Origin of the sequence: uncultured Arthrobacter sp. (assembly GCF_947493765.1) — a bacterium.
Classification (GTDB): domain Bacteria; phylum Actinomycetota; class Actinomycetes; order Actinomycetales; family Micrococcaceae; genus Arthrobacter_D.
Map to the genome: position 1 here is coordinate 570,217 of NZ_CANLSZ010000001.1, position 22,944 is coordinate 593,160.

The 22,944-nt window shown below is 70.1% G+C and carries 15 protein-coding genes; 5 read left to right on the forward strand and 10 right to left on the reverse strand.

The genetic code is table 11. The annotated features are described in order from the left end of the window. Positions 1-33: 33 nt before the first annotated feature. Positions 34-702, forward strand: a complete 669-nt coding sequence (locus Q0747_RS02655; protein WP_298251694.1) for an RcpC/CpaB family pilus assembly protein — start codon at positions 34-36, stop codon at positions 700-702. Between the two features lie 27 nt (positions 703-729). Here the strand turns inward: Q0747_RS02655 and Q0747_RS02660 are convergent, their stop codons facing one another. The 4 genes from Q0747_RS02660 to Q0747_RS02675 form a co-directional block, all read right to left on the reverse strand. Beyond that, positions 730-4,737 (reverse strand): DUF4011 domain-containing protein, encoded by a 4,008-nt coding sequence (locus tag Q0747_RS02660; protein ID WP_367277644.1) that lies wholly within the window; start codon positions 4,735-4,737, stop codon positions 730-732. 144 nt (positions 4,738-4,881) lie between these two features. Further along, the gene (gene guaA / locus Q0747_RS02665; RefSeq protein WP_298251696.1) at positions 4,882-6,468 is read right to left on the reverse strand and encodes a glutamine-hydrolyzing GMP synthase; all 1,587 of its coding nucleotides are present in this window, start codon (positions 6,466-6,468) and stop codon (positions 4,882-4,884) included. Positions 6,469-6,532: 64 nt separating this feature from the next. Next, positions 6,533-7,018: a DUF3817 domain-containing protein gene (locus tag Q0747_RS02670; protein ID WP_298251697.1), complete on the reverse strand. Its 486-nt coding sequence runs from the start codon at positions 7,016-7,018 to the stop codon at positions 6,533-6,535. Continuing rightward, positions 7,015-8,013, reverse strand: coding sequence for an SURF1 family protein (locus Q0747_RS02675; RefSeq protein WP_298251698.1), 999 nt, complete (start codon positions 8,011-8,013; stop codon positions 7,015-7,017). The genes Q0747_RS02670 and Q0747_RS02675 overlap by 4 nt, the downstream gene beginning before the upstream one ends. A gap of 142 nt (positions 8,014-8,155) precedes the next feature. Here Q0747_RS02675 and Q0747_RS02680 point away from each other — a divergent pair, with 142 nt between their 5' ends. Continuing rightward, positions 8,156-9,883, forward strand: a complete 1,728-nt coding sequence (locus Q0747_RS02680; RefSeq protein ID WP_298251699.1) for an ABC transporter ATP-binding protein — start codon at positions 8,156-8,158, stop codon at positions 9,881-9,883. Then, positions 9,876-11,621, forward strand: coding sequence for an ABC transporter ATP-binding protein (locus tag Q0747_RS02685; RefSeq protein WP_298251700.1), 1,746 nt, complete (start codon positions 9,876-9,878; stop codon positions 11,619-11,621). The genes Q0747_RS02680 and Q0747_RS02685 overlap by 8 nt, the downstream gene beginning before the upstream one ends. A gap of 30 nt (positions 11,622-11,651) precedes the next feature. Here the strand turns inward: Q0747_RS02685 and Q0747_RS02690 are convergent, their stop codons facing one another. The 4 genes from Q0747_RS02690 to guaB all read right to left on the reverse strand — a co-directional run bounded on the left by Q0747_RS02690 (position 11,652) and on the right by guaB (position 16,804). Beyond that, positions 11,652-12,143, reverse strand: a complete 492-nt coding sequence (locus tag Q0747_RS02690; protein ID WP_298251701.1) for a PTS sugar transporter subunit IIA — start codon at positions 12,141-12,143, stop codon at positions 11,652-11,654. Positions 12,144-12,216: 73 nt separating this feature from the next. Next, positions 12,217-13,356, reverse strand: a complete 1,140-nt coding sequence (locus tag Q0747_RS02695; RefSeq protein ID WP_298251702.1) for a GuaB3 family IMP dehydrogenase-related protein — start codon at positions 13,354-13,356, stop codon at positions 12,217-12,219. 46 nt (positions 13,357-13,402) lie between these two features. Further along, complete coding sequence (locus tag Q0747_RS02700; RefSeq protein WP_298251703.1) at positions 13,403-15,232, reverse strand: ABC transporter ATP-binding protein; 1,830 nt, start codon at positions 15,230-15,232, stop codon at positions 13,403-13,405. 45 nt (positions 15,233-15,277) lie between these two features. After that, a complete protein-coding gene (gene guaB / locus Q0747_RS02705) occupies positions 15,278-16,804 on the reverse strand; it encodes an IMP dehydrogenase (protein WP_298251704.1) in 1,527 nt (508 codons plus the stop codon). Positions 16,805-17,209: 405 nt separating this feature from the next. On the opposite strand from guaB, the gene Q0747_RS02710 reads away from it, so the two are divergent. Continuing rightward, the gene (locus Q0747_RS02710) at positions 17,210-18,844 is read left to right on the forward strand and encodes a ribonuclease J (protein WP_298251764.1); all 1,635 of its coding nucleotides are present in this window, start codon (positions 17,210-17,212) and stop codon (positions 18,842-18,844) included. Positions 18,845-18,961: 117 nt separating this feature from the next. Beyond that, positions 18,962-19,816: a VanW family protein gene (locus tag Q0747_RS02715; RefSeq protein ID WP_298251705.1), complete on the forward strand. Its 855-nt coding sequence runs from the start codon at positions 18,962-18,964 to the stop codon at positions 19,814-19,816. A gap of 956 nt (positions 19,817-20,772) precedes the next feature. Here Q0747_RS02715 and groL read toward each other — a convergent pair. After that, positions 20,773-22,386 carry a chaperonin GroEL gene (gene groL / locus Q0747_RS02720; RefSeq protein ID WP_298251706.1) on the reverse strand — a complete coding sequence of 538 codons (1,614 nt, stop codon included), beginning with the start codon at positions 22,384-22,386 and terminating at the stop codon, positions 20,773-20,775. A gap of 72 nt (positions 22,387-22,458) precedes the next feature. Next, positions 22,459-22,755: a co-chaperone GroES gene (gene groES / locus Q0747_RS02725; protein WP_148599261.1), complete on the reverse strand. Its 297-nt coding sequence runs from the start codon at positions 22,753-22,755 to the stop codon at positions 22,459-22,461. Positions 22,756-22,944 lie beyond the last annotated feature (189 nt).

The window sequence follows — 22,944 nt, forward strand, 5'->3', positions numbered from 1 at the left end:
CCGGCGCCGACGGGCCGGGGCTAGGTTCCAGGCATGAATCCGATGCGCCACCAGACCAGCACCCTGCGCCGCCGTGCCCGCCGTGGCCTCCACCGCCACCGGCGGCTCCTGGCCAGCCTCCTCCTCTGCGTGGCCGCGGGCGTGGCCGTGGAAGCCGCCGTGGGCGACGGACCGGCGTCGACCCCGGTGGTCAGCGCGGTCCGCGACCTCGCGGTGGGCACGGTGATCACGGCGGCCGATGTGACCGTCGTCGAGGTTGCGGGAGGAGCCGCTATCGGCAGCGCCCTCACGGACGTCCACCGGGTGACGGGCCAGCGACTGGCTACTCCCCTCGGCAGGGGCTCCCCCGTGTACACCACGTCACTCGTGGGTGACGGGCTGTTGACGGGCACCGCTCCGGGCACCGTCGCCGTCCCCCTGCGCCCGGCCGATCCGGCCACCGTGCAGCTCCTGGCTCCCGGGCACCTCGTGGACGTGGTCCTCAGTACCGGCGACGGTTACGACGCAACGGCCGATTCCATCGTCCTGGCACGGTCGGTCGCCGTCCTCTGGACGGACCCGGGAGGAGCGGGAGGCGGGTGGCCGGGCGCGGGTCAGGACGGCGGACTCGTCGTGGTCGCCGCCGGAGCCGACGAGGCCGCGGCCCTGGCAGGATCGTCGAGTTCGGGGGACGTGCACCTGGTCCTGACGTCGGGCCCCTGACCTGGGCCTGGCCCCGGTGCGCCGCGCCTAGCCCCAGTGCGGCGGGCGCTGCTCCCGGAGCCAGGCATCGTGATCGCCCTCGGTGTCGCCCCAGGACCGGGCGTCGTCCTCCGACGCCGTCACCGGCAGAACGGGAGCTGCATCGGCGGATCCCGCCGCGTCGGTCTTCCCGGGCTCGTCGTCCGGTCGTGATGGCCTCTGGTGCACGTGGTCGCCGTCCTTCGCCTCGGGGCGGCCGTGGCCGCCGCTGCGTGGTGGGAGGCCGATGAGGGCCGAGGCGTGCTCGGCGCATCCGTCGGGGTCGGCGAACACCTCGATGGTCCACAGCGGCAGATACCGCCATCCCATGCGTTCGAGCACCTGGGGCCGGAGCCTGCTGCGTTCACGGACGGACATCGCGCCGTACCTGGCGGTGCCGTCCGATTCGATGGCCACGGCCGCCGGACGCTCGTCCCGGACCGCTGCCGCACTCCCGTCGGCGCGGAGATCGGCGGGACGTACCGCCACGATGTCCAGTACACCGGCGTAGTGGTCCCTGACCTCGGCGCCCCGGAGCCGCAACCGGTCCACGAGGTCCGCGACCAGCGGATCCTCGTTGCCGACGGAGGCCGAGTCCGCATCCACCGGACCACCGACCTCGCGCTGCAGGAGCCCGTAGAAGTCGAGGGCCCCGGCGGTCAACCGGTCCGGATCCAGGTCCGAGGGCTGGAAACAGGTCAGGACGTGCAGGTGCCGCCGCGCGCGCGTCATGGCCATGACGAAGTTCCGCCGGCCGTTCGGACCGGACAGGGAGCCGAAGGAGTGCAGCGTGCGGCCGTGCGGCGTCCTGCCGTAACCGAGGGAGAAGATGATGGTGTCGCGGATCAGTCCGCCCGCGCGCTCCACGGGCACCACACGGAACGCCTCCCGGCCCGGGACGAAGAACTCGGTGGCCCACGGGAACTCGACCAGTTGGCGCCGCACGGCCTCGCCCACGCGCACCGCATGCCGCGCACTCGCCGTGACGACCGCCAGCGACGAGTCCGAGCGATGGCGGACGTGGTCGAAGACGAGGTCGAGCACGCGGTCGACCTCGGCGTCCACGCTCTCCACGCCGTCGTGCTCCGAGCTCGGCATGCCCGTCCCGTGCGGCAGGTACTCCACGGCCAGCCCGCGGGGCTCCCCCGTGACCTCCGAGGCCTGCGGCAGGCGCGAGAGCTTGCCGTCGTAGAAGGACTCGCTCAGCAGCGCGGTGAGCGAACGATCCACCCCGCGGTACACCTCCGTGAGTCCGCGCACCGGCAGCACCCCCCGCAGCGCCTCGAAGGCACTGGGGAGCGGCTCGAACACCGGCGCCTGATCGGCGCCCTGCGCCTCGACGCCGAAGCGCGTGGGCCCCGCGAGGCGATCGTCGCCGAAGACCACCACCTGCCCGGACCGTGCCACGCAGGGCACCGCGCTCTGCACGGACATCGATTCACCGTCGAGGAGGACGGCGATGTCGAACGAGAAACCCTCCGGCGCCGCTCCCCTGATGCTCAGGGGACTCGTGGTCCACACCGGGAGCAGGGCCGTGACCAGGTCACGGTGCAGGGAGACCAGGATCTCGAGCGTCAGGGTTCCGTCCTTGAGCTCCTGGCGCAGCCGCCCGGCATCCTGAGCGTGATCCTGGACGGCGGTGCGCCAGCGCTCGGCGAGCACCCACCGGAGGCGGGCCGGGCCGGAGGCGATGTGGGCGTTGTCCGCCGCACGGTACTCCGCCTCGAGCCGGCGCAGGCTGTCGCCGTCGGACATGGCGAGGTAGTCGTCGCCGGTGATCATGGCCTCGAGGGCCGACTGCCACCAGGCGAGTTCCAGTTCCGCACCCACCTGCTCGGCCGGCACCTCGCGGGAGGCCAGATCGGCGATCAGCTCGCCGAGACCCTGCTCGCGCATCTCGTCGAGCAGCAGGGTCCGCTCGGGCAGCGTCTCCAGGGCCGGCCGGTCCGCCGCGAGGTCCCGGAGCAGTGCCTCCAGCTCGTCCAGGTCCAGCGCTGCCAGATCGGGGTGCTTCCCGGTGGGCCGGAGGATCGCGGTGAGCTCCTCCAGCCGCTCCTCGACCGCGCGGTACCGGGCGTGGAGCTCGGCGAGACCGCCGGGCACCGAGGGCTGGCGTTCCGACAGCGCGTGGCGCGTCCAGAGCGTGCGCTGCTGCTGCACCTCGAGCAGCGCGGCATGGAGGTCCGCGACGTGGACCCCGGGCCGGATGTACTCCTTGGCCACGCGACGCAGCCGCGACCTGGTCATGGAGCTCATCTCGATCTCGCGTTCCTTCCGCCACGAGGACGGGGCGGTGGCCGAGATGAGGTCGGTGACCGGACGATCGAAGAGATCGGGGGTGAATCTCTCCAGGCTCTCCTGCACGGCCAGGACGAGGTCCAGCTGATCCCCCCACTCACGGACGTTCCCGCCCAGGAGGAGCTGCGTGTGCTCGGCGACGCGGCGCACGGCGGCGCGGAGTTCGGGGACCTCCTCGCTGAGCTGCTCCGCGAGAGCGTGCGCGTGCTCCGTCTCCTTGCGGTTCAGCAGGGGCGCGCCGTACCAGGGGCTCTCGGTGGAGGCCCTGCTGAAGCTGCCCAGCTCCGCGGCACGCTCGAGGCGCTCGGTGAGCTCCCCGCGGTCGGCGATGGCGTCGAGCACGCTGCGCTTGAGGCGCACGGTGGTGGACGGCGCGGGGTCGAGGGCGGTCAGCCGGGCGAGGGACTGCATCGCCTGGTACGGGGAGCACGCCCACCGGCTCCGGACGTCGTGCAGGCTGCTCACATGCTCGATGAGCTGGTGGCGATGCCCGGTCAGCGTCGTGTGGAGTGCCTCCAGCTCGGGTTCCGCGGCCTTCTCGTTGCGCACGATCGCGCGGACGACGGCCTCGCGGAGCTGCTCCGGCCCGGTGCGAGCGCCCAGCTGGAGCACCAGGGATCCGAGCGCGAACCCCTCGAGGTCCTGGACGAACTCGTTGAGCGTGCCCCGGCGCTCGGCGGCCACGAGCAGCATCGACCCGGCCTCGACCGAGCGGGCTGCGATGTTGAGGGCCGTCTGGGTCTGGCCCGTGCCCGGAGGGGAGGCCACCGCCAGGCTGATCCCGGAGGCCACCAGATCCAGCACGTCCTGCTGCGCGGGGTCGGCGTCCAGGACCAGCATCTCGTCCTCCGGGTCCCGCGCGTCCGACGGCGGGAAGTGCAGACCGTCGGCGGCGCCGAGGAGGTCCGGGGCTGCCGGCGCATCGGCCCCGGCGGAGCGTGCGAGCGCCGAGAGGACCGGATGATCCGATCGCAGTGCAGGGTCTCCCTTGATCCCGGTGAGATCCGCGAACGTCGAGACCAGGAGCCGGTGCTCCACCGAGATCCCGCGGACGTCGGCGGTCAGGAGCCGCATGTGTTCGAGCACGGGGTGGGGATCGAAGCGCGCGGTGCCGTAGGCGAGGCGCGCCACCCGGGCAGGGTCCAGGCGCAGACCCTGCTTGGTCCTCAGATGGCGCACGAGCGCCGGGTTCATCCGCGCCTGCTCGGTGAGCTGCAGCTCGTAGTCGTCCTGCGAGGCATGCACGGTCAGCGATACCGCCGTCAGGAGGACCGGGGCGTTCAGGGTCTCGGAGCGTCCCGCGTCGTCGGTGGCCCGCCAGGACGCCGTGCCGGCGGCCAGATGGCCGACGTCGATGCCGCGCTCAGTCCCGAGCTCGAAGATCTTGGCCCGCAGGGCGTGCGCGGCACTCTTCGCCTCGCCGTACTGCGCCGGGTCCCGCAGGAGGGTGGACAGGCGCGTGCGGCGACCGGCGAGCAGCTGCGCAAGGCCCGACGGGTGGGCATGCGTGAGATCGATGCTCGTACCGGCCGAGGGCCTGAAGTGCAGCAGGGTGTCCCCTGCCGACTGCGCTCCGAGGCCGTCGAGCCAGGGCTGCAGCGTCCCCTGCTCCGCGGGCTCCTCGCTGCGCCGGCGCTCGTCGCCGGGAGCCTGCGTCCCGGTTCCCTGGACTGCGTCGGTGGGACGCGCTGCCGCGTCGCTCTGGTCCTGCTCCGGCACGACCGCCTTCTTTCCTGCATTGTCACGGGCTGATCTCGACCAGATGGGCATGGTCTCCAAACTATCCGAAAAGCGTCGTGGTCCCGCGGATAGCAACGCGACCGCGGGCCTCGGGGGCCCCTTCGTCCCCGAGACCGCCCACGCCTACTCCCACTCGATGGTGCCCGGCGGCTTGCTCGTCACATCGAGCACCACGCGGTTCACTCCGTCCACCTCGTTCGTGATGCGGTTCGAGATCCGGGCCAGCAGATCGTAGGGCAGGCGCGACCAGTCGGCGGTCATCGCATCCTCGCTCGACACCGGGCGGAGGACGATCGGGTGGCCGTAGGTGCGACCGTCGCCCTGCACCCCGACGCTGCGCACATCGGCCAGGAGCACCACCGGCATCTGCCACACGTCGTTGTCCAGACCGGCCGCGGTGAGTTCGGCGCGGGCGATCGCATCGGCCCTGCGCAGGAGCTCGAGGCGGTCCCGGGTGACCTCGCCGACGATCCTGATGCCGAGTCCCGGGCCGGGGAACGGCTGGCGGCCCACGATCTCCGCGGGGAGACCGAGCTGGGCGCCCACGGTACGGACCTCGTCCTTGAAGAGGGTCCGCAGGGGCTCCACGAGCTCGAACCGCAGGTCCTCGGGCAGGCCGCCCACATTGTGGTGGCTCTTGATGTTCGCCGCCCCCTCACCGCCGCCGGATTCGACGACGTCGGGGTAGAGGGTGCCCTGGACGAGGAAGCGGATGGGTTCGCCCTCGGCCTCCGCCTCCTTCATGATGGCGCGCTCGGCCTCCTCGAAGGCCCGGATGAACTCGCGGCCGATGATCTTGCGCTTGTCCTCCGGATCGGAGACCCCCGCGAGCGCGTCGAGGAAGCGCTCCTGCTCCTCTGCCACGTGGAGCCTGACCCCGGTGGCGGCGACGAAGTCCCGCTCCACCTGCTCCGCCTCGCCCTCGCGGAGCAGGCCGTGGTCCACGAAGACGCACGTCAGCTGGTCGCCGACCGCGCGCTGCACGAGGGCGGCGGCGACGGCGGAGTCGACGCCGCCGGAGAGCCCGCAGATCACCCGGGCGTCCCCGATCTGCTCGCGGATACGCTGCACCTGCTCCTCGAGGATGTTCCCCGTGGTCCAGTTCGGCGTCAGCCGGGCACCGCGGAGCAGGAAGTTCTCGAGCACCGTCTGACCGTGTTCGGAGTGCTTGACCTCGGGGTGCCACTGCACCCCGTAGAGGCCCTTCTCCTCGTCGGCGAAGGCGGCAACGGGCGCGCCGGCGCTGCGGGCGAGGACGTCGAAGCCCTCGGGCGCGGCCTGGACGCTGTCGCCGTGGCTCATCCAGCTGGCCTGGTGGTCCGGGGTGCCGCTGAGGATCGACCGCGACCCGCCCTCCGAACGGATCTCGGTGGAGCCGTACTCCCGCAGACCGGTGTGGGCCACCGTGCCCCCGAGCGCCTGGGCCATGGCCTGGAACCCGTAGCAGATGCCGAGGACCGGGACGCCGGCGTCGAAGAGCTCGGCGTCGACCGAGGGAGCTCCCTCGGCGTAGACGCTGGAGGGACCTCCGGACAGGATGATGGCCGCCGGGTTCCTCGCCAGGATCTCCTGCGTGCTCAGCGTGTGCGGGACGATCTCGGAGTAGATGTCCGCCTCACGGACGCGGCGGGCGATCAGCTGCGCATACTGTGCGCCGTAGTCCACGACGAGGACAGGGCGGTGTTCGGAGCCGTTCTCGGGGGTAGTCACGCGTCAATGATAGTCGCAGCCCGTCGCCCCGCCCCGCCCTGCGTCGCCGCGGACCCGGGGTCGCTCAGTAGCGCTGCAGCGCCTCCGGATGCGCCCGCAGATCCTCTTCCGCCTGCCGGTGGATGCGCCGCTCCACCACGAAGGACAGCAGGGGGACCACACCGCCGAGTGCGATGAGGACGAACCGGCTGAAGGGCCAGCGCATGAACTGCCAGAGGCGGAAGTCCGCGATGAGGTACAGCACGTAGAGCCAGCCGTGGACGATCAGCACGGCCGTCGAGAGGTTGAAACCGCCGGCGGTGTCCGCGACCACTTCCGGCAGGAACTGGATGACCGCCCCGCCCCCGGCCACGATCTCGGAGTCGAAGCCGTACTTGGCCACCATCTCGACGACCACCAGCAGCAGCATGACGCCGGTGAGATACGCCAGGACACGGTAGAAGGACAGGGCGGAGCGGATCTGTGCGTGCGTGCCGCCGAACCGCCGCTTGGGCGTGCCTGCGGGGGGTGTGCGGCGCCGACCGGCGGGATCGAGTGCTGGCTCTGTCACGGGAAGGTACCGCTTTCGGTGTCGGGGGGCCCTGGAGCGGGAGTGCCGCCGGGCCCCGGGGTGCGCGTGGTGGTGCCCGAGCTGGTGGTACTCGAGCTGGTGGTGCTCGAGCTGGTGGTGCTCGAGCTGGTGGTGCTCGAGGTGAGCCGGGGACCTGAGGGAGCGGCGACCTGCGCTGCGGTGCGTGGCTCGTCAGCGGTGCGCCGGGCCTCCTCGGCGTCGGCGGCGTCCTCGAGGGACCGGCGGTGGTCGTCGGCGACGAGGCGCCACCAGAGGAAGAACGCGAAGCCGGCGAACACCACCCACTCGATGGCATAGAAGATGTTCAGCCAGTTGACGGGCGTCTCCTGGGGCTGGGGTCCCACCACCACCTCCTCGAGGCCTGCCGCGAAGGACACGGGCGCACCGTCGCGGGTCACCTCCGAGGCCACCACGAAGGCGGCGTAGACCGGCTGGTCCCAGATGTTGGACAGCGCGGCCGTGGACAGGGTGGGGAGCTGCCCCTCGACCGGTCGCGCGAGCTCGGGGGCCTCGGGTGGCAGGAGGCGTCCGACCACGGTCGATGCGCCGGTCTGCTCGGGCACGGTCGCCGCGTCCTCCACCGAGGGGACCCAGCCCAGCACCACCGGGATGAGCGCCTGCGCAGCGTCGGCCGTCGTGCCGTCGTCGCCCGTCGGGTCCTCCACGGCGAAGCCCTCGACGACCCACAGTCCCTCGTCGCCGTCCAGCAGCCTGTCCTGGACCAGCATGCGCGCCCCGGGCACGAAGGCGCCGTCGAAGGAGACCATCTGGTCCGCGCCCGTCGCATACAGCGGTGAGAGCGGATCGAGCACGTCGGTGAGGGGGCGGACGGTCTCGGTGGTGGTCGGGGCGGGCGGGGCGGTCTCGCTCGACGAACTGAACTGCCACCGGCTCAGGAGGACGAAGACGGAAGCGATCGCCATCGCGAGGATCAGCATGAGGATCCATCGGGGCTTGATCGCGGTCTTCAGCACCCCTCCACGGTACTTCGTGCGGCTGTAGAACAGCGAATGCCGCAGGCACCCCGACCCGGTCCCGGAGGGGCCGATGGACGACCGGCACAGTGATTGGTTTGTCCCTATCACTTCGGTGCACCGCGGTCTAGGATTGTCCCTCGTGCGCTCCTTTCCCTATCCCCTGGCCGGCTCGCCGGACCTGCGCTCGCCGGCGCGTTATCTGCTCTGGCTCGCCGCCAGGCAGAAGGCCACCCTCGCCGCGGGAATAGCGCTCGGCTCCGTCTGGATGGCCTCGCAGGCCGTGATGCCCTTCGTGCTCGGCCGGGCCATCGACGACGGCGTGATCGGCCAGGACGGCCGGGCCCTCCTGGGCTGGACCCTCGCCCTGCTCGGGCTCATGGTGGTGCAGGCCGCCTCCGACACCGCCACGCACCGGGCCGGGGTCAGCAGCTGGATGCAGGCCGCGTTCCGTTCCGTCCGGCTCGTGGGGCACAAGATCAGCCGCACCGGCGACGCGCTGCCCACAGCGCTGTCCACGGGCGAGGTCGTCTCGACGGCGGCGTCCGATGCCTTCAGGCTCGGGGAGGTCTACGAGGTCCTGACGCGACTCGCCGGGGCGGCTGCCGCCTGGGTCGTGGTGACGGTCCTCATCTGGCGGACCTCGCCCGTCCTCGGCGTCGTGGTCCTGCTCGGCGTGCCCGTCTGCTGCGCGCTGCTGCTCTTCGTGGTGCGGCCCATGCAGGCGCGTCAGCGCGAGCAGCGCGAGGCCGCCGGGAGGATGACGGCGGTCGGCGCGGACACCGTGGCGGGCCTGCGCGTGCTCCGCGGCATCGGCGGGGAGCACATCTTCGTGGACCGCTACCGCGTGAAGTCGGCCGCCACGCGCGACTCCGGGATCCGCGTCGCCCGGTCCCTGGCGGATCTCGAGGCCTCCCAGGTGTTCATCGCGGGGACCTTCAGCGTGGTCTTCACCTGGGTGGGCGCCTCGCTGGTCCTCGACGGCGACATCGCCCCCGGAGAGCTCGTGGCCCTGTACGGGTTCTCCATCTTCCTCGTGACGCCCATCCGGGCGGCCGCTGATTCCGTGGCCCGCTTCATCCGCGCCCATGTCGGCGCCCGCAAGATCATCGCCGTCCTCTCCGTCGATGCGAACGTGTCCGAGAGCACCACCCCGGTCCCTGCGCCGCGCGCCGGTTCGGTCCTGGTCGACGAACGCTCCGGCATCGTCGTCGGCCCCGGGCTCCTCACCGCCGTCGTCTCCCGGGAGCCCGCTGAGTCCACGGAGGCCCTCACGCGCCTCGGCCGCTTCGACGACCGACCCGGCGGACCCGGAGCACCGATCGTGCGCTGGGGGTCCGCTGACCTGCGCCGGGTGCCGCTCGCGGACATCCGCAGACGCATCGTGGTCAGCGAGGCCGCTCCCCAGCTCTTCAGCGGTCCCCTGCGCCGCCAGCTCGATCCGCACGGCCGGCACGACGACGCCGCCGTCCTGGCCGCGCTCGAGGCGGCCAGCGCCCTGGACATCCTCGACGGACTCGACGGCGGCCTCGCCCACGAGGTCACCGAACGCGGCAGGGGTTTCTCCGGCGGGCAACGCCAGCGCCTGGTCCTGGCCCGCGCCTATCTGACGGAGGCGGAGACCCTGGTCCTGGTGGAGCCCACGAGCGCCGTGGACGCGCACACCGAGCAGCGCATCGCCTCCCGCCTGGCGGGCGTGCGGGCGCGGGACGGGCTGACCACGGTCATCGTCACGGCGAGCCCCCTCATGCTCCGGACCATGGACCGCGTGGTGTTCCTCGAGGACGGCCGGGTCAGCGCCCAGGGCAGCCACCGGGACCTCATGGCCGACAGCGCGGCGTACCGGGACGTGGTGATCCGCAGTGAGTAGCACCACCAGGCTCCCCGTCGCGGGAGCCACCGCGGTGCGCGGCGAGGCCTCCAGGCTGATCCGCCACCACCGGCGCGGGCTCGGACTGGTCATCGCGCTGTACATCGGCTCCGCCGTGGCCGGGCTCGCCGGCCCGCTGTTGCTCGGCGAGCTCGTCGACGCGCTGGCCGCGGGTACCACCCGGGGCTTCGTGGCCCTCGTCTCGCTGGGCATGCTCGGCTTCCTGATCGTGCAGTCAGTGCTGCGCCGGTACGCGGTCCGCTCGGGCATGGTCTTCGGTGAGCGGGTCTTCGCCGAGCTGCGCGAGGACTTCATGCAGGACATGACGGCGCTGCCGCTGTCCACGGTGGAGAAGGCCGGGACGGGTGATCTCGTGGCGCGCACCACGAACGACATCGAGGCCGTCTCCCACACCGTGCGCTTCGGCGTCCCGCAGGTCGTCGTGTCGCTCGTGACCATCGTCCTCACCCTCGGTGTCGCGGTCGTCACCTCCCCCGTCCTGTCCCTCGCACTGCTCGTGGGCCTTCCCCTGCTGTGGACCGTGACCCGCTGGTACCTCAGGCGCAGCGCCCGGGGCTACATGCGGGAGCGCGAGACCTACGCCGTCGTCAACGGGACCATCACCGAGACCATCGAGGGCGCGCGGACAGTCGACGCCCTCGGTCTCGGCGCGCTGCGGCGCGAGGAGCTCGACAGCGCCCTCACGGCGAGCTTCAGGGCGGAGCGCTACACCCTGTGGCTGCGCTCGGTCCTCTTCCCGGCCGCGGACATCGCCTTCTGGCTCCCGGCGGCCGCGGTGCTGCTCTGGGGAGGCTGGCTCGCCGGGCAGGGCGTCGTCACGCCGGGCGCGGTGGCCACGGTGGCCCTGTTCGCCGTCCGCCTGATCGACCCGGTGGACCTGCTCATCATGTGGACCGACGAGATCCAGGTGGGCGCGGCGTCGCTGGCGCGGATCGTCGGCATCAAGGACGTGGAGCCCGACCGCACGGCGACCACGGCGGAGCCCGCCAACGAGGACATCGTCGTCGCCGGCGCCAGCTACGCCTACCGTGAAGGGCACACCGTCCTCCACGACGTCGATCTCACCCTCGTGCGCGGCGAACGCCTCGCCGTCGTCGGGCCCTCCGGCGCCGGGAAGTCCACCCTGGGTCGCCTGATCGCCGGGATCCACCCTCCGACGGCGGGCTCCGTGACGGTGGGCGGCGTACCCCTCGTGGACCGCCCGCTCGACGACCTGCGCCGCGAGGTGGCACTCGTGACACAGGAGCACCACGTGTTCGTCGGGTCGGTCTCGGACAACGTGCGTCTGGGGCGTGCGGACGCGCCCGACGCCGAGATCGAGGACGCGCTGCGCAGCGTCGGCGCGCTGGACTGGGTCAGGCAGCTTCCCGAGGGCATGGGGACGGAGGTCGGCTCCGGGGCCCACGAGCTGACCCCGGCCCAGGCGCAGGAGCTCGCCCTGGCACGGCTGATCCTGGCCGACCCGCACACCCTGGTGCTCGACGAGGCAACGTCCCTGATCGATCCGCAGGCCGCCCGGGATCTCGAGCGCTCGCTGAACGCCGTGCTGGCGGGCCGGACCGTCATCGCCATCGCGCACCGCCTGCACACCGCGCACGACGCCGACCGCGTGGCCGTCGTCGAGGAGGGACGCATCATCGAACTCGGCTCGCACGAGGAGCTCATCACCCTGGACGGCGCCTACGCGTCGCTGTGGAACTCGTGGCAGAGCGAGTGAACCTCCCGGGACGCCTGGTGCACCGCAGGACTAGTGGTCGAAGAACACCAGCGAGGAGTTGACCAGTTCGGCGATCACCTCGGCGTCGTGAGCGCGGCGCAGCGACTCGCGGAAGTTCTCCTTGAACAGGCTCCGGGCGGTGGTGGCCAGCACCTCCAGATGCTCCGAGAAGGACTGCGCCGGTGTGGCCATGAGCAGCACGAGGGTGGCCGGTCCGTCCACGGCGCCGAAGTCGATGCTGTAGCCGAAGCGGGTCACGCCGACGGCGATCGACGTCTGCGTCACGTACTCGCTGCGGGCGTGCGGCAGGCCCACCCCGCCGGGCAGCCCCGTGGCCAGCTGGTGCTCGCGGGCGTTGACCTGGCGGAGGAACCCGTCGAGGTCGGAGATGCGCCCCGCACGGTGCAGGCGCCCCGCCAGCTGGGCGGCGGCGTCCTCCTTCGAGGTCGCCTCCATCTCCAGGATCACCAGCTCGGCGGTGGTGAGCTCGGCGTCGTACAGATCGGGGAACAGCTCGTTCACGGTGTGCCTTTCGATGATCACGACGGCTCCAGTGCCACCACCCTAGCGGGGGTGCGTGAACGTTCCCACGGGCTCAGTCGACGGAGGCGTAGGGCGAGAGGACCACTTCCACCCGCTGGAACTCCTTGAGGTCCGAGTACCCGGTGGTGGCCATGGCGCGCCGGAGGGCGCCGATCAGGTTCGAGGTGCCGTCGGTGTGGTGGGACGGACCCCACAGGACCTCCCGGAGCGGCCCCACGGTGCCGATATCCACGCGGTCGCCGCGCGGCAGTTCGCCGTGGTGGGCCTCCTGGCCCCAGTGCCAGCCCCTGCCGGGCGCCTCGTCGGCGCGTGCCAGCGCGGACCCGAGCATCACGGCGTCGGCGCCCATGGCGATGGCCTTGACGATGTCGCCGCTGACGCCCATCCCGCCGTCGGCGATGACGTGGACGTAGCGGCCGCCGGACTCGTCCATGTAGTCCCGGCGGGCACCGGCGACGTCGGCGATGGCCGAGGCCAGCGGCGAGTGGATGCCGAGCGCACGCCGGGTGGTCGTCGTCGCCCCTCCCCCGAATCCGACGAGCACACCGGCGGCACCGGTGCGCATCAGATGCAGAGCGGGCGTGTAGCCCGCCGCTCCCCCGACGATCACGGGGACGTCGAGTTCGTAGATGAACTTCTTCAGGTCCAGCGGCTCCTCGTTCTTGGAGACGTGCTCAGCGGACACCGTGGTGCCGCGGATCACGAAGATGTCCACGCCGGCGGCGAGGACCGTCCTGTAGAACTGCTGGGTGCGCTGCGGGGTGAGTGAGCCCGCCACCGTCACCCCGGCCTCGCGGATCTCGGCGAGCCTGCTCGTGATGAGATCGGCGCGGATGGGGGCCTCGTAGATCTCCTGCAGGCGTCGCGTGGCGGCGGGGCTGAAGTTCTCGGTGCTCAGCCCGGCGATCTCGTCGAGCACGGACTGCGGGTCATCGTAGCGGGTCCACAGACCCTCGAGATTCAGCACGCCCAGACCCCCGAGCCGGCCCATGGCGATCGCCGTGGCGGGGGACATCACCGAGTCCATGGGCGCCGCGATCACGGGCATCTCGAACTGGTAGGCATCGATCTGCCAGGACACGGACACGTCGAGCGGATCACGGGTCCGTCGGGAAGGGACCACCGCCACGTCGTCCAGCGAATATGCCCTGCGTCCACGCTTGGCCCGGCCGATCTCGATCTCGTAAGTCACTGCTCCAGATTAGCCCAGCGTGGGTCGCCGGTCGGGCGGGGCGGGTTCAGGCCTCCGGCAGCTGGCTCTCGAACATGCGGTAGTACCGGCCCCGCAGCGCCACGAGCTCGCGGTGGGTGCCGGACTCGACGATCCGGCCGTCCTCGAGCATGTACACGACGTCGGCCTTCTCGATGGTGGCGAGCCGGTGGCTGATGGCGATGATGGTCCGGGAACGGTCGGCGAAGAGCTGCGAGAAGATGCGGTGCTCGGCGAGCGCGTCGATCGCCGAGGTGGGTTCGTCCATGACGATGAAGGGCGCGTCCCGGTAGAAGTTGCGGGCCATCGCGAGCCGCTGCCACTGCCCGCCGGAGAGTCCGCTGCCCTTCCGCCCCCGGGGATCCTCCATCCAGTTGCTGACGTAGTTCTCGAACCCGTCGGGCAGCTTCGCGATGAAGTCGCCTGCCTCGGCGTCCTCGGCGGCACGGCGGACGCGCTCGTCGTCGCGCGGGCCGTGCACGTCACCGAAGTAGATGTTGTTCGCCGCGGTGGCGAACTCGTAGCGCAGGAAGTCCTGGGACATCACGGCGAGATGCTCGTGCCAGTCGTCGATGCGGATGCCGCGCAGATCGCGCCCGTCGAGCAGGACCGCCCCCTCGCTCGGCTGGTAGAGCCCGGCGAGGACCCTCACGAGCGTCGACTTGCCCGCACCGTTCTCGCCCACGATCGCCACGTGCGTGCCCCGCTCGAACGACATGGAGATGCCCCTGAGGACCTCCGCCTCCGAGCCGGTGTAGGTGAAGTGGATGTCGCGGAGTTCGACGGCGGACGGCGCACCGTCCAGCCGTCCGGTGGCCGTGGTGGACAGCGGGAACTCCATGAACTGCTCGTAGTCCTTCAGGTTCGCCAGATCCTCGTCGATGGAGCTCAGCGACGAGACGAGGCTGTTCGCCGTGGTCAGCGCGCGGCTGACGATCTGCTGGACGTAGAGGAACTGGCCCACGGGTTGGGCCCGCGCGATGATCTGGACCACCACCCACACGAGGGCCAGCAGCTGGGCGCCGTACTGCAGCGCGTCGGCCACGAGCTGTTTGGGGATGTAGCGCTTCTGGAAGTCGAGCCGCCGCTTCTCGTCCACGTCGCGCAGGGTGGAGCGCAGGCCCATCAGGTAGCGGACGATCCCGTAGAGGCGCATTTCCGCGATGTTCTGCGGCTTCATGAGATTCGTCTCGATCATGCGCCGCTGCCGCCGGGAGTCGATCTGCGTGTTCCAGTGCGCGATCTGCTCGCGCGAGAGTCTGAACTGCAGGTAGACGCTGGGGATGATCGCCACGAGGACGATGAGCGCGATCCACCAGCTGACCAGGAGCAGCGCGCCGATCGCGAGGACCACGGACACCAGCTGCGTGAAGATCGCGGCGATCCGGTCCAGGACGCGGGCGTAGGAGTCGGAGAAGCGCCGCGCACGGTCGTAGAGATCGACCGTCTCCTTGTCGTCGTAGCGCCAGAACTCCAGCGCCAGGAAACGCTCGTACATGCGGTCGCCCACGATCGCCCCGACACGGAAGCTCAGGACCTGCTGGATGTAGCGGTCCACGCTCGTGAACGCTCCCCACAGGAGCCCGAGGACCACCGTGATGACCACGTAGACGAGGGCCGACCGACCGGCGTCGGCCTCACCCGCGTAGGCGTCGGCGAGCGCCGTCGTCGTGAGGGCCGCGAAGTAGGTGGTCACGAGCGGCAGCACCGCGGAGATGAGGGAGCCGCCGATCTTCATGGCGACGGCACCCGGCGACGCCTTGGCGCTCACCGCGAGGACCTGCCCGACGGCGCGCGCGTACGGACGGACGCGGATCCTGCGGCGGGCGGTGGCCTCGGGCTGCGGGAGTCCGCTCACGGGGCACCTCCCGCGCCGGGAGGGGCGTACGGGGGCCGGGAGTGGCTAGTTGGAGCCGTAGTTGGGTGCCTCAACTGTCATCTGGATGTCGTGCGGGTGGGATTCCTTCAGCCCGGCCGAGGTGATGCGGACGAACTTGCCCTTGGCCTTGAGCTCGGCGATGGTGCGCGCGCCGGTGTAGAACATGGTCTGGCGTAGGCCCCCGACCAGCTGGTGGGCCACCGAGGCCAGCGGGCCCCGGTAGGCCACGCGGCCCTCGATCCCCTCGGGGATCAGCTTGTCGTCGCCGGCGACGTCGGCCTGGAAGTAGCGGTCCTTCGAGTACGAGGTGTTCTTGCCGCGGGTCTGCATGGCGCCCAGGGAGCCCATGCCCCGGTAGGTCTTGAACTGCTTCCCGTTGACGAAGACCAGCTCCCCGGGGGACTCGGCGGAACCGGCCAGGAGCGAACCGAGCATCACGGTGTCGGCGCCGGCGACGAGCGCCTTGCCGATGTCGCCGGAGTACTGCAGACCGCCGTCGGCGATCACCGGGACCCCGGCGGGGATGGCGGCCTTCGCGGACTCGTAGATCGCCGTCACCTGCGGTACGCCGACGCCCGCGACGACGCGCGTGGTGCAGATGGAGCCCGGCCCTACACCCACCTTGATGCCGTCGGCTCCGGCGTCGATCAGGGCCTGCGCTCCCTCGCGGGTGGCTGCCTGCCCGCCGACGATGTCGACGTGGGCCGCGGAGGTCTCGGCCTTGAGCCGCGCGATCATCTCGAGGACGCCGGCACTGTGGCCGTTGGCCGTGTCGACGAAGAGGGCGTCGACACCGGCGTCGACCAGCGCCATGGCCCGCTCCCAGCCGTCACCGAAGAAGCCGATGGCGGCCCCGACGCGGAGGCGTCCGTCGTCGTCCTTCGTGGAGAGCGGGTACTGCTCGGCCTTCGTGAAGTCCTTGACCGTGATGAGGCCGCGGAGCACGCCCTCGCCGTCGACCAGGGGAAGTTTCTCGATCTTGTTGGTCGCGAGGAGGTCGATCGCGTCGTCGCCGCTGATGCCCACGCGCCCGGTCACCAGCGGCATCTTGGTCATCACGGTGTGCACGAGCGTGCGGGGGAAGTCGCGTTCGAGCACGAAGCGCGTGTCGCGGTTGGTCACGATGCCGAGGAGGCGGCCGGCGTCGTCGACCACGGGCAGACCGGAGACGCGGTAGTGCCCGCACAGGGCATCGAGTTCCTGGAGCGTGGCGTCGGGCCCGATGGTCAGCGGATTCGAGATCATGCCCGACTCGCTGCGCTTCACCCGGTCCACCTGGTCGGCCTGGTCCTGGATGGAGAGATTGCGGTGGATGACGCCGAGGCCGCCCTGCCGTGCCATGGCGACGGCCATACGGGACTCGGTCACGGTGTCCATGGCGGAGGAGAGCAGGGGGGTCCTGACCGTGATGCGCCGGGAGATGCGCGACGACGTATCGGCCTCCGACGGAATGACGTCGGTGTGGCCGGGGAGCAGGAGCACGTCGTCGTACGTCAGGCCGATGAATCCGAAAGGGTCGTGGGTCTCGTTCTGGCCGGACTGCTGGCTCACTGATACGCCTCTTTCGGTGTTGCCCGATCTGGGTGGGTGGGGCCTGCGGCGGGCTACGCCTGCGGCCGTACCAGTCTAGAACGCTCGGCGGAGCCGCCCTATTTCCGGCCGGTCGCCGCCCCGCTTTCCGGCCGGTCCCCGCCCCGCGCGTCGCTCCTCCTGTCCGGTCCGTTCCCGCTGTCGGCCGCCGATCCGCCGGTTCACGGCGGGAGCACGTACTCTTGATAGGAGTATCTCCCGGCGGATACCCGGGACCATCTGAGTCCGATCGCCGGGTCTGCCGGCCTCGACGACACAACGTCGATGAGCCCCCTGACCCGCTTCGGCTCATCAACGAGAGAATGCTGATCTGTGAATAAACGACCTGCTGCACTGAAAGCACCACGGGAACTGGCCAAGGGAGCCATGCGCATCGTCGCACTCGGTGGGATCGGTGAGATCGGCAGAAACATGACCGTCTTCGAGTTCGACGGCAAACTGCTGATCGTCGACTGCGGCGTCCTGTTCCCCGAGGACCACCAGCCGGGGATCAACGTCATCCTCCCCGACTTCTCCTACATCCGCGAGCGTCTCGACGACGTCGTCGCGGTGGTCCTCACCCACGGGCACGAGGACCACATCGGCGGTATCCCCTACCTGCTGAAGGAACGCGCGGACATCCCCCTGATCGGTTCGCGGCTGACGCTCGCGTTCATCGAGGCCAAGCTCAAGGAACACCGCATCACCCCGAAGACCGTCCAGGTCAAGGAGGGCGACCGGCGCACCATCGAGGGCTTCGATCTCGAGTTCGTCGCCGTCAACCACTCCATCCCCGACAGCCTCGCCGTCGCCATCCGCACCGCGGCCGGCATGGTGCTGCACACGGGCGACTTCAAGATGGACCAGTTCCCCCTGGACCGGCGCATCACGGACCTCGGAGCCTTCGCCCGCCTGGGCGCGGAGGGCGTGGACCTGTTCCTCACGGACTCCACGAACGCCGATGTGCCGGGCTTCACCACGTCCGAGAAGGACCTGGCGCCGGCCATCGACGCGGTGTTCCGCACCGCGCCACGCCGCATCATCGTCTCCAGCTTCGCGAGCCACATCCACCGCATCCAGCAGATCATCGACACCGCGCACCGGCACAAGCGCAAGGTGGCCTTCGTGGGCCGCTCGATGGTGCGCAACATGACCATCGCGGCAGACCTCGGGTACCTGAACATTCCGCAGGGCCTGCTCGTCGACTTCAGGAAGCTCGAGCGCAGCGACGACCACAAGGTGGTGCTGATCTGCACCGGCTCGCAGGGTGAGCCGATGGCGGCCCTGTCCCGCATGGCGAACAAGGACCACGCCATCCGCATCAGCGAGGGCGACACGGTGCTGCTGGCCAGCTCGCTGATCCCCGGCAACGAGAACGCCATCTACGGCATCATCAACGCGCTCACCGAGATCGGCGCGAATGTGGTGCACAAGGGCAACGCGAAGGTGCACGTCTCCGGGCACGCCAGCGCGGGCGAGCTCGCCTACTGCTACAACATCGTCAAGCCGCGCAATGTCATGCCCGTGCACGGCGAGTGGCGTCACCTCCGCGCCAACTCGGAGATCGCCGTCTCCACCGGCGTCGATCCCCGCAACGTGGTCATCGCCCAGGACGGCGTCACCGTGGATCTCGCCCGCGGGCGTGCCACGCTCTCGGGCAAGGTGGACGCCGGCCTCGTGTTCGTGGACGGCGACAGCGTGGGCGGCATCACCGAGGAGGACCTGCGCGAGCGCCGCCGCCTGGCGGAGGAGGGCGTGGTCACCGTCCTGGCGATCATCGATCCGGACAACGGCGACATGGTCGAGGCCCCCGAGTTCTTCACCAAGGGCTTCTCCTGCTCCAACGAGGACCTGGACAAGGCCGGCGCCGCCGTCGAGAAGGCACTGCGCGACGCCGCGTCGAACCGTCAGGGTGGACGCAAGCAGGATCCGGAGGAGATCATCGAGCGGGCCACGTCCAACTGGATGCGCCGCTTCTACAACCGGCAGCCCGTGGTGACGGCGATCGTCGTCGACGCCTGATCCCCGGCGCGTCCGCAGGACCCCGGTACCCTTCGTCGAGGGGTACCGGGGTAGCCCGATGATCCATGCGCGTTCCGTCGCCGGCGCCGATCGATCAGCTTGTGAAGGTGGTATTCCATGGCTCGACGCCTCTTCGGTGAACTCTCGCCGCTGACCTACCGGATCGCGATGGAACGCATGATCCTGCTGCGGCACCTGAAGAATTTCGGGGGCCGGAAGCGGTTTGCCAGGCGCCGCACGACCGAGTCACTTCCTGTCACGGTATACCGGCACACGTCGCTGATCCGCCGTCGCCTCGGGAATGTGGACACCGAGCTGCAGGACAACAAGGCCGTCAGTCTGGGACTGACGGCACCGAAGATCGACGGAATAGTGATAGCTCCCGGAGAACGGTTCTCCTTCTGGCACCTCGCCGGTCGGTGCTCCGCCAAGGAGGGCTACCGCGAGGGCATGACGATCAGCAACGGCAAGCCCTCCCGCGGGATGGGCGGTGGCATGTGCCAGTTCACCAACCTGTTGCACTGGATGGTGCTCCACAGCCCGCTCACCGTGGTGGAGCATCACCACCACAACGGACTCGATCTCTTCCCGGACCACAATCGACAGATTCCCTGGGGTACCGGGACCTCCATAGCCTTCAACTATCTCGATTACCAGGTGGAGAACCGGACGCCGTACACCTTCCAGTTCCGGACCTGGACCACGGAGGAGCACCTCCGCGGGGAGCTGCGAGCGGACACCGAGCTGCCGATGAAGTTCCATATCCGCGAGCGTGACGCCTACTTCTATGAGAAGGATGGCGACGTGTTGCGCCATAACAGGGTGTACCGGATCGAACGCGACAAGCGCACGGGCGAGCAGGTGGCGGAGACGATGATCCTGGAGAACGAGGGGCGGATCGCCTACGACCGGGCCCTGGTCCGCGCTGACATCCTCCCGGCGCGACCGGAGCATCCTCGGCCCTCACCCTGACATGGGCACGAGTGTGACCGACCGCCGCTGATCAAGGGACCTGATGCGTCGGGCCGTCGTCCTCGATCCCTCCGGGCCAGCTTCGGCAGTGGGCGGAACCGTTCGTTCCCGCCCCTTGATCGCCGCCCGGGGGAGCGACGAGCACACCCCCACGCACAGGCCCCGCCTCCCTCTCTCGATTCGGAGGTCAGCAGCGCGAACGACGGCGAATCCCTGCCCTGAGCGGCCTCGCTCCCACTCTCCACCTGTGGCCAGTGAGAACGAGCGCGAACCCCTGCCCTGCCCGCGCTCCCTCCCACCGTCCACCTGCGACCAATGGGAACGACCGGCGCTGCCCACCATTCAGGGCCGAACAGTGGGAACGACGACGAACCCCCACCCTGAGCGCGCTCCCTCCCACCGTTCAGGGCCGAACAGTGGGAACGACGACGAACCCCCACCCTGAGCGCGCTCCCTCCCACCGTCCAGCGCCGAACAGTGGGAACGACGACGAAACCCCACCCTGTCCGGGCTCCCTCCCACTCTCCACCCGCGACCAGTGGGAACGACCGGCGCTGCCCACCGTTCAGGACCGATCAGTGGGAACGACGACGAACCCTTACCGCGCACGCGCTCCCACCCCACCGTCCACCTGCGAACAATGGGAACGACGACGAACCCCCACCCCTGCACGCTCCCTCCCACTCTCCACCCGCGACCAATGGGAACGACCGGCGCTGCCCACCATCCAGCGCCGAACGATGGGGACGACGACGAAACCTCACCCTGTCCGGGCTCCCTCCCCACTGTCCACCCGCGACCAGTGGTAACGACCAGCGCTGCCCACCATCCAGCGCCGAACGATGGGATGGACGACGAAACCCCCGCACTCCCCCGCACCCCGAACGCAGCAGCACCCCGGCTCCGAGGAACCGGGGTGCTGCTGGATCTGGTGACGCGGGACGAGCCCGGGTGTCCTAGTGCGAGTGGCCGTGGCCCTCGTCGTCGGACTCCTCGGGCTTCTCCACCACGAGGGTCTCCGTGGTGAGCACCAGTGCCGCGATGGAAGCCGCGTTGCGCAGGGCCGAGCGGGTCACCTTCACCGGGTCGATGATGCCGGACTCCACGAGGTCCTCGTACTCGCCGGTCGCGGCGTTGAAGCCGTGGCCCACCTCGAGGTCGGAGACGCGGGAGACGACGACGTAGCCCTCATGCCCGGCGTTCTCGGCGATCCAGCGCAGGGGCTGGGCGAGCGCACGACGCACGAGACCGATGGCCGTCGCGGCGTCGCCCTCGAGTGCGAGGACGTCCGAGTCGGTGTCCAGTGCCTTGCCGGCGTGGACCAGCGCGGAGCCGCCACCGGCGACGATGCCCTCTTCGAGAGCTGCACGCGTCGACGACACGGCGTCCTCGATGCGGTGCTTCTTCTCCTTGAGCTCCACCTCGGTGGCGGCGCCGACCTTGATGACGCCGATACCGCCGGCGAGCTTCGCCAGGCGCTCCTGGAGCTTCTCGCGGTCCCAGTCGGAGTCGGTGCGCTCCACCTCGGCGCGGATCTGCGCCACGCGGTCGGCGACGTCGGACTCGCTGCCCGTGCCGTCCACGATGGTGGTGGCGTCCTTGGTGACGGTGATGCGGCGAGCCGACCCCAGCACCTCGAGGCCCACCTGGTCCAGCTTCAGACCGAGATCGGGCGAGACGACCTGCGCGCCCGTGAGCGTGGCGATGTCCTGCATCATGGCCTTGCGGCGGTCACCGAAGCCCGGTGCCTTGACGGCGACGACGTTCAGGGTGCCGCGGATCTTGTTCACCACGAGGGTGGACAGTGCCTCACCCTCGATGTCCTCGGCGATGATGAACAGCGGCTTGCCGGCCTGCAGGGCCTTCTCGAGCAGCGGCAAGAACTCCTGCAGCGAGGAGATCTTGCCGGAGTTGATGAGGATGAGCGCGTCCTCGAGGACGGCTTCCTGACGCTCGGCGTCGGTCACGAAGTACGGCGAGAGGTAGCCCTTGTCGAACTGCATGCCCTCCGTGAGGACCAGTTCGGTCTGCGTGGTGGAGGACTCCTCGATGGTGATCACACCATCCTTGCCCACCTTCTCGAAGGCCTCCGCGAGGAGGTCTCCCACCTCGGTGCTCTGGGCGGAGATCGACGCGACGTTGGCGGTCTGCTGACCGACGACCTCGCGGGCGTTCTCCAGCAGGCGCTTGGCGACGGCCTCGACCGACACCTCGATACCGTGCTTGAGCTGTCCGGGTGCAGCGCCGGCGGCCACGTTGCGCAGGCCCTCCTTGACGAGTGCCTGCGCCAGGACGGTGGCCGTGGTGGTGCCGTCACCGGCGACGTCGTTCGTCTTGGTGGCAACTTCCTTGGCCAGCTGTGCGCCGAGGTTCTCGTACGGGTCGTCGAGCTCGACCTCGCGGGCGATCGTGACGCCGTCGTTCGTGATGGTGGGGGCGCCCCACTTCTTGTCGAGCACCACATTGCGTCCACGCGGGCCCAGCGTCACCTTGACGGTGTCGGCGAGCTTGTCCACGCCGGCCTCGAGGGCACGGCGGGCGGCGTCGTTGAATTCCAACTGCTTTGCCATTGTTGATTCCTTTCAGGCTTGTGCAGCAAGAAAAACCCCGGCCAGTGCGACCGGGGCTCTTCTCAGGGGCTACTACTTGACGACGATGGCGAGGACGTCGCGGGCGGAGAGCACGAGGTACTCCTGGCCGCCGTTCTTGACCTCGGTTCCGCCGTACTTCGAGTAGATGACGACGTCGCCCTCGGACACGTCGATGGGAACGCGGTTGCCGTTGTCGTCGATGCGACCCGGTCCGACGGCTACGACCTCGCCCTCCTGGGGCTTCTCCTTGGCCGTGTCCGGGATGACGAGGCCGGAAGCAGTGGTCTGCTCGGCTTCGAGGGGGCGGACCACAATGCGATCCTCAAGGGGCTTGATAGAGACCGACACTCGGGCTCTCCTTTGCGTTCGATTCCAATGGAGTAAAGGCCTTCGGGCTGGGCGTGTACCGTCGTCGCGGTGCCGGTGAACGCTGCCCTCGCAGGCTGGCACCCGCGGGGAGCGAGTGCCAACTCCGACTGTATGCAACGGCTGGCACTCGGTCAAGGTGAGTGCCAGCCAGTGGGCAATGGTGAGCGA

Excerpts from the sequence above, each read along its gene's own strand:
- Q0747_RS02655 (WP_298251694.1), top strand. The coding sequence starts at position 34 with ATGAATCCGATGCGCCACCAGACCAGCACCCTGCGCCGCCGTGCCCGC.
- Q0747_RS02710 (WP_298251764.1), top strand. The coding sequence starts at position 17,210 with ATGCGCATCGTCGCACTCGGTGGGATCGGTGAGATCGGCAGAAACATG.
- Q0747_RS02715 (WP_298251705.1), top strand. The coding sequence starts at position 18,962 with ATGGCTCGACGCCTCTTCGGTGAACTCTCGCCGCTGACCTACCGGATC.
- groL (WP_298251706.1), bottom strand. The coding sequence starts at position 22,386 with ATGGCAAAGCAGTTGGAATTCAACGACGCCGCCCGCCGTGCCCTCGAG.